14 protein-coding genes are annotated in these 12,942 nt (G+C 36.4%); 10 read left to right on the top strand and 4 right to left on the bottom strand.

Annotation, left to right across the window (positions count from 1 at the left end; all coding sequences use genetic code 11):
• The 4 genes from IGI49_RS24670 to IGI49_RS24655 form a co-directional block, all read left to right on the top strand.
• A partial coding sequence (locus IGI49_RS24670) for a hypothetical protein (protein ID WP_429965009.1) occupies positions 1–659 on the top strand: 659 nt, incomplete at its 5' end.
• 86 nt (positions 660–745) lie between these two features.
• The gene (locus IGI49_RS24665; protein WP_429965010.1) at positions 746–1,201 is read left to right on the top strand and encodes an N-acetyltransferase family protein; all 456 of its coding nucleotides are present in this window, start codon (positions 746–748) and stop codon (positions 1,199–1,201) included.
• A gap of 79 nt (positions 1,202–1,280) precedes the next feature.
• Entirely contained in the window at positions 1,281–1,676 is a 396-nt protein-coding gene (locus IGI49_RS24660) for a GNAT family N-acetyltransferase (RefSeq protein WP_429965011.1), read from the top strand.
• A 37-nt stretch (positions 1,677–1,713) separates the two neighbouring features.
• Complete coding sequence (locus tag IGI49_RS24655; protein ID WP_429965012.1) at positions 1,714–2,208, top strand: GNAT family N-acetyltransferase; 495 nt, start codon at positions 1,714–1,716, stop codon at positions 2,206–2,208.
• Positions 2,209–2,841: 633 nt separating this feature from the next.
• Here IGI49_RS24655 and IGI49_RS24650 read toward each other — a convergent pair.
• Positions 2,842–3,801 (bottom strand): hypothetical protein, encoded by a 960-nt coding sequence (locus tag IGI49_RS24650; protein WP_429965013.1) that lies wholly within the window; start codon positions 3,799–3,801, stop codon positions 2,842–2,844.
• Between the two features lie 997 nt (positions 3,802–4,798).
• On the opposite strand from IGI49_RS24650, the gene IGI49_RS24645 reads away from it, so the two are divergent.
• The gene (locus IGI49_RS24645; protein WP_429965014.1) at positions 4,799–5,470 is read left to right on the top strand and encodes a M23 family metallopeptidase; all 672 of its coding nucleotides are present in this window, start codon (positions 4,799–4,801) and stop codon (positions 5,468–5,470) included.
• Between the two features lie 114 nt (positions 5,471–5,584).
• Here the strand turns inward: IGI49_RS24645 and IGI49_RS24640 are convergent, their stop codons facing one another.
• Together IGI49_RS24640 and IGI49_RS24635 are read right to left on the bottom strand one after the other, a co-directional pair.
• Positions 5,585–6,202, bottom strand: a complete 618-nt coding sequence (locus IGI49_RS24640) for a LysE family translocator (RefSeq protein WP_429965015.1) — start codon at positions 6,200–6,202, stop codon at positions 5,585–5,587.
• Positions 6,199–6,639, bottom strand: a complete 441-nt coding sequence (locus IGI49_RS24635; protein ID WP_429965016.1) for an Lrp/AsnC family transcriptional regulator — start codon at positions 6,637–6,639, stop codon at positions 6,199–6,201. The genes IGI49_RS24640 and IGI49_RS24635 overlap by 4 nt, the downstream gene beginning before the upstream one ends.
• Positions 6,640–7,197: 558 nt before the next feature.
• Here IGI49_RS24635 and IGI49_RS24630 point away from each other — a divergent pair.
• Entirely contained in the window at positions 7,198–8,169 is a 972-nt protein-coding gene (locus IGI49_RS24630; RefSeq protein ID WP_429965017.1) for a threonine ammonia-lyase, read from the top strand.
• A 147-nt stretch (positions 8,170–8,316) separates the two neighbouring features.
• Here the strand turns inward: IGI49_RS24630 and IGI49_RS24625 are convergent, their stop codons facing one another.
• On the bottom strand, positions 8,317–9,150 hold the full coding sequence (locus tag IGI49_RS24625) for a WD40/YVTN/BNR-like repeat-containing protein (RefSeq protein WP_429965018.1): 834 nt from the start codon (positions 9,148–9,150) through the stop codon (positions 8,317–8,319).
• A gap of 212 nt (positions 9,151–9,362) precedes the next feature.
• On the opposite strand from IGI49_RS24625, the gene IGI49_RS24620 reads away from it, so the two are divergent.
• The 4 genes from IGI49_RS24620 to IGI49_RS24605 all read left to right on the top strand — a co-directional run bounded on the left by IGI49_RS24620 (position 9,363) and on the right by IGI49_RS24605 (position 12,932).
• Positions 9,363–10,058 (top strand): response regulator transcription factor, encoded by a 696-nt coding sequence (locus tag IGI49_RS24620; RefSeq protein WP_429965019.1) that lies wholly within the window; start codon positions 9,363–9,365, stop codon positions 10,056–10,058.
• Entirely contained in the window at positions 10,051–11,346 is a 1,296-nt protein-coding gene (locus tag IGI49_RS24615) for a sensor histidine kinase (RefSeq protein ID WP_429965020.1), read from the top strand. The genes IGI49_RS24620 and IGI49_RS24615 overlap by 8 nt, the downstream gene beginning before the upstream one ends.
• Positions 11,347–11,442: 96 nt before the next feature.
• Entirely contained in the window at positions 11,443–11,754 is a 312-nt protein-coding gene (locus tag IGI49_RS24610; protein ID WP_429965021.1) for an ABC transporter permease, read from the top strand.
• A gap of 263 nt (positions 11,755–12,017) precedes the next feature.
• Positions 12,018–12,932, top strand: a complete 915-nt coding sequence (locus tag IGI49_RS24605; RefSeq protein ID WP_429965022.1) for an ATP-binding cassette domain-containing protein — start codon at positions 12,018–12,020, stop codon at positions 12,930–12,932.
• Positions 12,933–12,942 lie beyond the last annotated feature (10 nt).

Genomic DNA, 12,942 nt, shown 5'->3' with positions numbered 1-12,942 from the left:
TGGATAAGAACTATCCAGATTTAGAAACGGTGATTGCTTTGAGCGATTTGTATCAGCTCTCTTTGGATATCTTATTAAAAGAAGATCAAAATGTTGTGAAGGGAATTGAAAAAACGATGAACAAAAAAATGTGGGGAAAAATCTTTTATAGTATTACAGGAGTGAGCATACTGCTTTGTCTGATTATCAATTTTGCATTAAATCAGAATCTGACGTGGTCTTTGATTGTACTGCTTTCATTAATAAGTATCGATGCATTAGTGTACCTGTTTGGCAAAAGAAATCTATGGTCGCCAATAGTCTTAGTCGGTGGAGGTAGTTTTCTAATAATAGCCTTTTCAGGATTGTTAGATCGAGTGTTGCTTGTATCAAACTATATAAATCAGTCATTCTTTCTGTTAACGGCTTTGCCGATTAGTTTGATTTGGTTGTCACTGCTTTGGATCGTTACTGTAGTTCAGCTGCGGATGAGATGGTCGATTTTTTATTCAGTGTCACTTTTCTTTCTATTGGGAATTATTGGTGGATTTTTGACCAACTTGTTGGTCAGTAGTGAACCGCTTTGGTTTAGTGTATTAATAAGTGCTATCCCTTGCTTATTCTTAGGAATTCTATTTTCTTTTTTAGGAAATTATTCAGCAAATTCGAGAGAACTTTAATATTTAAGAGGATTTAAGCAGTGATCTTCGATTCTATGGTTGTGCCTTAGAATCGAAGAAAATTACATAAAAGAAGGAGTTTGCTTATGCATATACGAGCTGCAACGACTAAAGATATTCCGCTTTTATGCGACTTATATACAAAATTTTATTGCTACAATGCTTCGCTGCAGCCGAAATATTGCATAGCTGCTATTGAAACCGGAGAGTATCTTAAGTGGATTATGGAGCAGCCTGCCCACACACTTTTCCTGGCTGAATATGAAAATAGTATTGGCGGCTTTATTCATTTAGCTATAGCAGAAACACCAAATTATCCTTCGGTTGCAGCGCATACCTTTGGACAGATTGTCGATTTGTTTGTTCTGGAAAAATATCGGGGAAAGGGTATAGGTAAGCAGCTGGTTTCTGCGGCAAAACGGTGGCAGACTTCGAAAAGTTTAGCCTGTCTTGAGCTGGAGGTATTAGCTAATAATCTTCAAGCTATTAAATTTTATCAGAAAATGGGGTTGACTGCCTCGCGTCTGACTTTGAACAGCTAAGAATGAGCTGAAGTAGAGTGCATTCTTTTATTCCTAAGGTACTGAAGTTCAATAAATTTCACAAGAGGTGGTACTTAGAATGATTAGAAAAGACTTAGCAATAGAAAGATACCAGCTAGCACATGAACAGGCTCTTTTTTCACAACTTAGTAAGGAGGGCTGGACTTGTTATTGCTCGGATGATGATCGATTTACACGATATAAAGAAGCACTTGACCAATCAATCTCTTATGTTCTAATACAAGACGAGTCACTTTGCGGCTATATCCGGTGTCATAATGATTATGGAAATGGAGTCTATGTGTATGATTTATTAGTGGATCAAAAATATCGAGGACAAGGGTACGGCAATTCATTGATGACCAAGGTAAAAGCTGAATTTCCTAAAACAGAAATCTATGTGTTAAGCGGAGTAGATAAGTACTATGAAAAATTGAAGCTAAAGAAAGCCGGCAGCATTTTCGAAATTAAATAAACAGATTCACCATTCTAAAAAAGAAAGGAATTTTTCAATGGTTAAAGAGGTTAGACTTAGAACGTTTGAAGATAGTGATAGTGAGCTAATGGAGAATTGGTTGGAAAAAGATTATATTATCAAATGGTATCTTGATGCAGAGGATTGGTTGACTGAAATTAGTCAGCGTCACGAGGAGTATCATTGGCTAAATCATTTTATTGTGATGTCGCAAGAAAAGGCTATTGGTTTTTGCCAGTATTATGATGTGTTTGCTGCAAAGGATCTCGAAGACTGGTACCATGTGAAGGAGCCTGGAAAGGTATTTAGTATTGATTACCTAATAGGAGAGGAAGAATTTCTTGGCAAAGGTTATGGCAAAGAAATCGTTAGACTACTAGTAGAATTAATAATGGCCAACGAAGAAAAAGCTGAAGCAATCATCGTTCAGCCGGATAAAGAGAATGCCCAATCCAATGGTGTGTTACTAGCAAATGATTTTGTGTATGATGAGAAAAAGGAATACTATCAAAAGAATTTGTGCACTGTCTGACTAATGAGGAAATAGAGTTTTTTATGAATGAACCAATGATAAGGGCGATCGCTGTCCGTTCATTGGTTTTTTTTGACATAATAAGTTGATAGTTGAAGCATGATTGGAAAATGAATTGGTTTATCTTAAGCCCTTCAAGGACTCTAAATTCAGATTATTGCCACCTAAATAAACGTTTGGAATTTCCGAACGCTGGAGCTTCAAACACGTATTTGATTATTAATTCGTCAATTGTTAGTCAAAGTATCAAGCAGCTGACCTTTCTTATGAATCCAAAAAGACAGAATTAAACAGATAAGATTATCAACCTTTTCAAAATACCTCTAAGAAAACAGCAAAGGATTACATCTCAGCCATTTCAAAATAATTTCGCCAATATAATTTTAAGCCTTTAGAAAAATAGGTATATTTACATGTGCCTTCTTTCCAGTAAACAACAGAAAAATCACTCAAAAATACCTATAGCTGATGCTCTACTGATCTGTCAGTCCATTTTCCATAGACAATGGAAATGATTGGAAAAGCTTTTGATACGAACTGATCACAATCCTCTACTTGAAAGAACATAAATAATTATAGCTATTGCGAAAAAAACTGATCATAGGAAATCTTCATAGATCTATACTGACAGAATTATTTTCGTTTGCGATTCTTTTTCTTGCCGGTTTTTTTTCTTAGGGCTTTTTCTATCTCGAGGTTTCGCTCCTCCTTCGGCTTTTTACCATAAGCAGTTAAGTTCTTCCAACTGGGCATTCGATCCGTTGGGGTCTTACCAATCTTTTTCTTCTTCGACGGGGTCCTATGATCTAGTTGATCAACAGGGGGCTGGCCAGATGAAGTCGACTGAGTCGCGTTCGAGTTTTCTCCGGTGACGTTATTTGTTGTGGCTGTTTTTTTTGAGTATTCCTTAACTGGTATTTCTTCCGCCTGTTCATCACATGATTTCTTAGATTCATATAATGGATCGTTTTCATTTCGAATATCAAAGTTACGATAGCGTTCGTCAATAGCAAAATCCACCCAAACAACTTTGGTAAATTGGCGCAGCCCATTTTTGTGAAAAATAGTCAATTCGCCTAAGATATTTAGAAGCTCCATATGATCCTTTGAAGATAGGTTAGATACGACATTGCTGAGACCCCAAGTATGCATCTTACCATTTTCATCTAAGAAGGCGGCTTTTAAATTCAGTTTTCGCTCGCCGGATTGTACGCCAGAGGTAAGAGCTGGCCGCAGGCGTTCAAGACGCAAGCGAGTCACCTCAGTCAGTTGTTTATATTCTGCCTGATTTTTGTATAGGTGGCCAAGGACGGTATTCCACTCGGCAGTACTGAAATAATCTTCAAAATAGATACACAAATGACGCGCTGAAGCCGAAACTTCACCGTTCAAAAATACCTTGCGAATCAAGTCCTTTGCTACATAAGAGAAATCACCAACATAAAAAGCGTTACGAACCATCGCTGCTACGGCCGCTTGAACAAGATGGCCTACATCTCCAGATTGTTGATAGAATTCGGTGAATTTTAACTCACAATTTTTTCTGTTTCTCATGCTGAAGACCTGTCTGGTGTGAAGTTCGGTAGTTGTCATAATGGCTGCTCCCTCTTTTATGCGTTTTCATTTTGTTTAAAGTTAGTTTCGCTATAAAACGAAAATTTCTATTTTTAGTAGTATTTCTGATATATTCATTTTTTAGATTTTTGTGGTGTAATATGTTTTCATAAAAATAATATAAAACAAGTTCGTTGATGTCAAGGGGAAATTTAAAAAAATGAAAAATAATATTTTATATTAATGCATGGATTTTCATATATATGGATTATAAGTTTTGTTCCTATAAGTGTGAAGAAAGAATCTGAATAAATAAAAATTGCAGACTAAGAATATATTCACTTTAGAAAAGAATTTTATGACGTCTTTTGGATAAAGAGTTGCGCTTGTTTTGATAAAATAGGTCTCTTCAAATGGATCATCCATATTGGGGTGATAAACTACTAACATGTTCTTTTTTAAGTCTTTTCAACAATTAAAGGACAACATTTTTCCAAATCACATTATTTAAATGTAGTGCCTTACTATTAGTTTCAGCGGATGATCCTTTGGCAGCTTTAATATCGAATTTTTTTGAACTAGTTCATGTAATTTCGTGAAAGACAACTCAGCAGACAGAAGATGGTATATAAAGACTGTCTTGGATTGAGAAATTTATTAGTCCTTAATTTTTTTTGTAGCAGCAGTTCAAAACTTCCTAATTATTTTTTTTAAAAGTAGTCAGCCTAAAGCATGGTTTTTGTCGTTCGTGAGTGTGGTAAGCTTTATACAAGTGGTTCATTTTTTTGTGGATTATTGTATTTGACCAAATATTGACGGAAATGATAGGAGCCTTACCATGATAAGAAGAATTTGAAGTAGAAATTTTATTTGGATTGTTTTACTCGCAGTATTAGTAGGGTCTTTATTTTTTGGAAATCTTATTAGTGCTTACAGCTGGGCATTTATAAAACTAGTTCAACCGATAATTGGTCTGTTTTTGTTTCTAGTGATTTTACTTTTATTGATCTTTAGAAAGAAAAGTAGAAATCTAGCGATGTGTATTTCTTTACTTTTGAGTGTTCTGTCAATCAGTCCCATTCTGGTGACAATGAATAAGATCGCAATTCCTTATCCTGCGAATGCGAACAAGACGAACCCAGCATTGACAGTCGCATTTCCTTTTGAAAAAGACACAATTGTTGGTTGGGGTGGAAATAACATGGAAGAAAATATACCTCATGCGATGTGGGCCTCTGAAAGATGGGCCTATGATTTAGTAATGGAACCTTATGAAGTTGGAACATCTGAACTTTCAGACTATGGAATTTACGATCAAACAGTACTCTCACCAGTTGAAGGAACAGTTGTTGTTGCGAAGGATATGGAGCAGGATATTCCGGCGGGAACGGAAGAGTTTATCACTAGCGAAGGAAACCATGTTTACTTAAAAGTAAAGGAAACTGGTACGTATATTCTTTTGAATCACTTGAAAAAAGATTCAGTTTTGGTAAAAGCGGGTGATGAAGTCACGGTTGGACAAAAACTAGGTCGTATTGGAAACAGTGGATCGACCTCTGAACCACATTTACACATCCATCATCAACGGCAAAACCCCAATGATGTGCCGTATCCTGTATTGGCTGAAGGGCTACCGCTGTATTTTTCAATTGATGGTAAATCAGAAATGCCAGTGAAGGGAACAAAGATTGAGATACCTGCAACTTAATTGTTTTTTAGTTAAACTTTTTGAATGGATTGAAGAACGTTAAGCTATAAAACAAGAGTAAGGCATCTGACAGATAACTTACTCTATGATCTTAGGAATGTTGTATTGATCGTATCAGTTAAAAAGCATTTTAATTCCGAAAAATAAAAGTACTAAACCAACTAAAGCATTCAAGCAAGTGATGATTAACTCTGATAAAAACTGGGTAGCTAAGTTTCCTAAAATTGCAATAAATGATAATAAAAGGATTGTTGCCAAGATACACCCAGTCGCAAACAGAAATAATTCTTTCTTATTATATTGGTTTTCGATTACTTGCTTTGTTAGAAGACTACTCCAGAAAATAATCGTTAAAGGGTTTGAAATGGTCAAAAGAATTCCTTTTAAAAATGGATTAGTACTTGTAATACTTGATAATATAGATAAATCTGGAAAAAGCGAAAATTTTAGGAGTGTTGTTAGTGAGTTCAAACCAAATAAAATCAAAACAAGTCCACTGATGATTTTTATAAAAAAGCGTATGTTAGGCTTATCTATCACTGAAGAAATACCGCAAAAGGATAAAAAGATAAAGAAAGTGTCTACTAATACTGCAGCCCAACTAACTAACAAACCGTTACCCAAACCTTTAGACATAGACGTATTAAAAACCATTATAGAAACCGGCCCAACAGCCAATTGTAAAACCATTCCAAAACGTAAGCCTTTAAATAAGCTAGTTAGGTTTGTCATGTGTTCATCTCTTCCTTCAAGGTGCTTAATACAATGATTGTGTTTGAATTTCGTACTCCGTTCGATTTATTTAATACGTTAGATAAAAAATTATCTAACGCAGTTGTATCTTCTAATGCAATTTTCAAAAGGTAATCATAAGCTCCTGCGATGTGATGACATTCTAGAATAGCATTGTTAGCAGATACTAATTTCTGGAAACCCTCAGAAATCTTGCTGCCATCTAAATTTACTAAAATAAAGGCTAAAAGATTCTCGTTGTTCTTTTTGCGATTGACCTTAATCGTGTAGCCTTCAATTATATTGGTTGCTTCAAGTCTCTTCATTCTCTCAGAAACGGTTGGGACAGATAAGTTAATATTTTTGCTAATCTGTGAAGCAGATAAACGCCCATTTTTCTTTAATTCAGCGATAATTTCTAAATCAATTCTATCCATGCTATCACTCCTGTCTATATAAACAATTCTATGAATTATACTTATTAAAGTAAATGTTTTTTTAAAAAAACATAATTTTTAAGGAGTTTACCTTTTTAGATTAACAAACGTAAATAATAGGACTGTCCGAGGGCTAAATAGGTTACGAAATTAAACTTTCTAATCTCAACCACTATAGCTGGATAAAAAGTTAGTTGCGATTAAACAGCATTCTTGGTTTTGAGTTATTAAATATTGATTCTGAAATAGTCGATGTTGAAAAAGATTCTCAGTTGATGACAAGCCTTCTTATAAGAAATAGATCTTAACACCCGATAGTTCAACTGAATCCTTCAATAAACTATTGTAAATGGCTAAGAAGAAAACTAAAATAAATATATTAAGATTGATAGCAAGAACTTAAGTATAATATATACTTCCGCTTTTTCTAATGTGTTTCCGAAGTAAAAAATGGGTAATCAATAGCAGCATAGAATCGGTACTTTTTAGATAAACATTGTGTAAGCATTCAAATAAAAAGGGGTTCGGATTTATAAAAAGTGGTAGGAGGAAGAATAAATGGACGATAATACACAAGTATCAATTGACGGGATTCAACAGGCAGAAAAGGTTGTTTACCAGTATATGCAGCCCTCACAGCTGCTGCATTATCAAAATTTGAGTGAGCTGTTTGGGGCCAGCGTTTATGTTAAGCATGAAAATCAAAACATGGGTGGCAGCTTTAAAATACGAGGCGGCATCAATATTATGCATCAGCTGAAAAAAGAGAAAGTACCAGGAGTTATTACCTTCAGTACGGGAAACCATGGTATTTCGGTTGCTAAATCTGCACAACTTTTTGGTCTAGAGGCAATTATCGTGGTACCGAAACATAATTCTCCTGAGAAGAATCAGTTAATTAAGGATGCTGGAGCAACTTTGGTGGAAGCAGGTGAACATTTTGAGGAAGCTGCTGCCTATGGACAAAAGCTGCAAAAGGAAAATCAGTATCGCTTTATTCATGCGGCGAATGAACCGCATTTAATTCACGGTGTAGGAACTGAATTTACCGAAATACTTAGACAGCTTCCGGATATCGATGTCATCATTCTTCCAATTGGCGGTGGTAGTGAATTAGCTGCTGCAGTGACTGTTTTCAAAGCACTAAAACCCTCAGTCGAAATCTATGCTGTTCAGGCTGAAGCTTCAAAAGCTGCTTACTTGTCGTGGAAAAAAGGCGAAATTACACAGGCTGAAAATAAAACCTTTGCAGGCGGTTTTGCAACTGGTGCCGGATTTGATTTGACCTTTGATATTTATAAGGATCACTTAACGGACTTTATTTTGTTAAGTGAAGAAGAGCTGATGGAAGGAATTGCTTATGCGTTCACCTATACCCATAATGTCGCTGAAGGAGCAGGCGGATCAACACTGATTGCTTGCCGTAAAATAGCTGATCGTATAAAAGGGAAAAATGTGGTGCTGCAAATGAGTGGTGCGAATGAATCTGCTAATAGATATCTTATGGCTCTAAATAAATACTTGCGTTAAAAAACTTTCGATTCCAAGACTAACTGTTTCTTGTCCTGGAATCGAAAGCTATTTTATATAAGCATTCGTATCAGATAATGGTTCGTAGTCTGTTGAATAGGGGAAGATTAACCAGTCATCAAATAGTAAATGGTATTTGTTTTTTTGTTAGACTGAAGTTGCTTGGCCTTTACTAAAATCGTCTTTTCCTTCTTTCGGCAGTAATTCATCCGGAATAGAATCTAGAATGTCGTCGATATTAGGAATTTCAAAGCCTTCTGGTTTTTCTTCTGACCAAGTCTTGCCGCCATCGGTTGAATACAGTGTTTTGCCATCTTCAGTTTGCTTTGTGATAACTGATTTCACTTTATCTGAAAAACCTTCAGGTACTTCTTCTGACCAAGTTTTCCCACCATCAGTGGAGTAAAGAATTTTGCCGTCTTGGAATTTCATGGAAACTCCGCCTTCTACTGGAACCGTGAAGCCATTTTTCAACCAATCTTCGACATCTTTTAATGGGTCAGACCAGGTTTTCCCGCCGTCGGAAGAGAATTTCCATTTGCCATCTTCTTGCTTCATCACGATTCCTTTGCCGTTTTTATCATCGAAAGGGAATTTGGAGACATCGTCCTCGGGATCGTTAGTGACAGTTTTGGATAGAGAATTCTTGTAGCGCAGTCGACCGTCTTTATCCTCATAAATATCTTCTGGTGGTGTGCGAGTCCAAGAAACGCCATCATCAGATGAAAATTCCCATTTTCCATTATACCTACGCACCTTTACATCCTCAGAAGTCACTGGATGTTTTTCATTTGAAGCATGCAGATCAGCCTCTGCTTTTGCTCCAGAAACGGCTCTCCCAATATTATAGGAGACTAGTGATAAACCAATCAAAACAGTTAGAATAACTACACGTATTGTAAAGGGAATCGTTCGTAGGAAGCTGCCCCAGCTTTTACCAGAGCGTCCTTTTGAAGAATAATCGGATTTCTTTTTGTTCATGACAATGACCTCATTTCTATAATTTATACTCTGATTCTAAGAGCCGAACCTTTAGCGAAGCTTTAATTGATAAAAGAAAAGAGTAATAAATAAAAAAACAGTTATCGAGCGTTTTTTAGTAATTAAAAGTTGCTTTGATTCAAGGTTCATTTTAGTTTGATACGTTATAATAAGGTAAGAACACTAGCTATATTTATAAGGGAGAATAATTAATGAAACTTCTTTTAGTTGAAGATGAAATTATGTTAGCTGAAGCAATCGCTCAAATTCTGCGGAAAAACGGTTATTCTGTGGATATAGCCGAGGAAGGAGAGTATGGGTTAGACTGTTTAGTTTCTGGAATATATGATCTGGCTATTTTAGATATTATGCTGCCGAAAAAAGATGGATTAACGATTTTAAAGGAGGCTCGGGAAGAAGGGGTCGACATCCCGATTCTGATGCTTACGGCTAAAGGGGAGCTGGAAGATAAGGTTGAAGGGCTAGAGTTGGGAGCAGATGATTATTTGAGCAAACCATTTCATTATCAAGAGCTTTTGGCACGTTTGAAAGCACTATGGCGTCGGAAGAAGAGTGAATACAAAGAAGGTGGTATCCTTGCTTTGGGAGATTTTGAATTAAATCCCTATACTCTGAATCTGATAACGGAAACACAGGAAATCAGTCTGACTAGGAAGGAAGCAAATATTTTGGAATTTCTGATGAACAATTATCCGCAGCTTTCTTCTAAAGATAGAATTATTGAAAAGGTCTGGGGCTATGATTCCGATGCTGAATCTAACCATGTAGAAATGCATATTTCACTTTTAAGAAGAAAGATGAAGCAGGTAGAAAGCTGTACGCAAATTAAGGTGATTCGTAATTTAGGTTATATGTTGAAATTTTCGGAGGATCGACAAAGTGATTAAAAAATTTAGACGCCGATTAATTGCGATGACTACCGGTTTTGTGACAGTTATCTTGATTGTGGCGTTTTTAGCTATCTTTCTAACCACCTATTTAAGAGTTCAATCGGACAATTTTGAGAAGCTAAATCAAGCAGAGGAATTAAAAATTACTGGCGGTAAGGTTCATTTTGATGACAGCGAAGAAGAAGCTCTCCAAATTGATCGAATTGTTCCTGGCGGAGGGGTATATTTTAACATGCTGGTAGACAAGGCTGGAAAGCCGATCATGATTGATTCTGCAATAAAGCTTTCTAAAAAAGATTATAACAAGGCTGCTAAAATTGCTTGGAAAAATCAAGAAGGTGGTGTGACCCGATTCGGTAATCGTGATTGGCAATATGTGGTAGCTCCAGCAATTGCCACCTTAAATTACGATGAAGAGGACAAAAATATTGGGAAAGAAGATGAAACCTATTTGATTCGTTTCCTTGATGTCACTGACTCGAAAAAAAGTTTAAAAAATCTAGCGATGACTTTGCTGATTGTCGGAATTGGTTTGCTGATCTTTTTCTACTTAGTAATCATTTATTTTACCAATCGAGCGATGAAGCCGTTGGAAGAAGCTTGGCATACTCAGAAACAGTTTATCGCAAATGCTTCCCATGAACTGAAAACGCCTCTGAGTATTATTTCCACTAATGTTGGTGTGCTGTATTCCAGTAAAGAAGATACTATCGAAGAACAGATTAAATGGCTGGACAATATTTCCCGGGGAACGAAACGTATGACCGGCTTGATAAATAAATTGTTGACGATAGCTAAAACGGACAATATGTTCGAACCACTAAATTTCACGAAGGTTCGAGTGGATAGATTATTGGAGGAGGCACTCAATAATTATCAAGAAAAATTTGATTCAAAACAAGTGACAGTTAAGCAGGAGCTATTCAATATTACTGCGAAAACAGACGAAGTATTGCTGATTCAATTGTTTGAAATCTTTATTGATAATGCGTGTAAGTATACCAATGACGGCGGAACCTTTGAAGTGAAGATGGAAGAGTCTGTAAGAAAATGCATCATTCGTTTTAAAAATACCGGCGCCGGAATTGCTGAAGAGGATTTACCGAAAGTCTTTGAGCGTTTTTATCGTACGAATGAGGTTCGGCAAAAATATGAGGGTAGTTATGGATTAGGCTTGTCGATTGCGCAGAATATTGTTGAACAGCTAAATGGAAAGATTTCTGTCACTAGCAAAGTAAATGAAGAAACTGAGTTTGTTCTTCATCTGATATTGAAAAGAGAATAACTGATAAGACTGTAGAAAAAGGCGGTAGCATTTGATCTACAGTCTTTTTTTATGGAAATTCAAGGTTCAATCAAGCTTAGGTTAGTAGGGATGAATATGATTTATATATCGGTTTCAGAACGAACCAAAGAAATTGGCGTTCGTCGTGCCATGGGAGCAACGAAAGGAAATATTATGAAACAATTTCTATTGGAAGGAGTAACGTTGACATTGCTAGGAGGTGCCATCGGCGATCTGTTTGGCATGTTTTTTGGAGTTTTAGTCAGTATGATTACTCCATTGTCAGTCAAACCTGATCTATTTACGGTACTGTTAGCAGCAGGTTTGTCAGTTGTTGTAGGGATTATCTTCAGTTGGCTGCCAGCTAAAAATGCAGCGAAAAAAGATATCGGCACATTGCTTCGTTAATCAAGTGGAGAAAAGCAGTCGATTCAGACTGCTTTTCGTGTATCTAATGGCTTTTAAAAAAAGGAGATCTGCGCATTGCTTTTTCGATCCATTCTATTTTCAATTTACTCTTCGCCTTTTGGCACAATGAAAGATAGTAATTTTAGGTTCCTTAAAGGTTCATTGTATATAGTAACAATAAGGAAGGGTTGTTATTAGAATCGATTTCTGAGCATCATTCCTTATTACAAGATTCACGAAATTTAAACGAAAAAGGAGAAACTATGGAGAAGACGATTTTAAGAACTACCCAGCTGTCAAAATCCTATACAGGAAGAATGGCAGTAAGTGAAATAAATATGACGATAAGAAAAGGCGAGATTTACGGATTTATTGGTGAAAATGGGGCCGGGAAGACCACATTGCTGCGGTTAATCACCTCCCTGATATTACCTTCATGTGGAGAAATTGAACTTTTTGGTAGCAGTAAAGCGGATGACCTGCAGCAGGCTAGAACAAGAATTGGCTCCATGATTGAAACTCCAGCTTTTTTTCCTAAAATGACTGCGCGGGAAAATTTGGAGTACTACTGGATTCAAAGAGGCCTGGTTGATGAAAATGAAATTGAACGAGTATTGCAGCTGGTGAATCTTAGTGATACCGGCAGGAAGAAATTCCATCAGTTTTCATTAGGAATGAAGCAAAGGTTGGGATTGGCCTTAGCAATTATGGGAAACCCAGAATTTTTAATTTTGGATGAACCGATAAACGGCTTAGACCCAACTGGAATGATCGAATTTAGAAACCTGATTAAGCGATTGAATGAAGAGTACCAAACAACTATTCTGATTTCTAGTCATATCTTGTCTGAACTGGCACATATTGCCACCAGATACGGCATTATTCACCAAGGCAAAATGCTCAAGGAATTTACTCAGGAGGAATTAGCAGAGGATATCCGCGGATTTATTTCTGTTAAGGTTGACGATGCACAAACGGCGGGAAGGATCATCCGCTCAGCTTTGGACGATACGAATTTCGAAGTTGTTTCTAAAGAGGAGATTCATTTATTCAGCTTTTTTGATGATCCTTCAATCGTTATCGAAACACTTAGTTCCAATGGAATTAAGGTCTATTCATCAAACGAAGTAAAAATAAACTTAGAAGACTATTTTGTCAGTGTAATTAATGCAGCATAAGGAGAGAAAA

Source organism: Enterococcus sp. AZ071 (assembly GCF_050499065.1).
GTDB lineage: Bacteria > Bacillota > Bacilli > Lactobacillales > Enterococcaceae > Enterococcus_A > Enterococcus_A ferrettii.
Note: the sequence above shows the minus strand (reverse complement) of the source record. Positions and strands in the feature narration are given on the sequence as shown.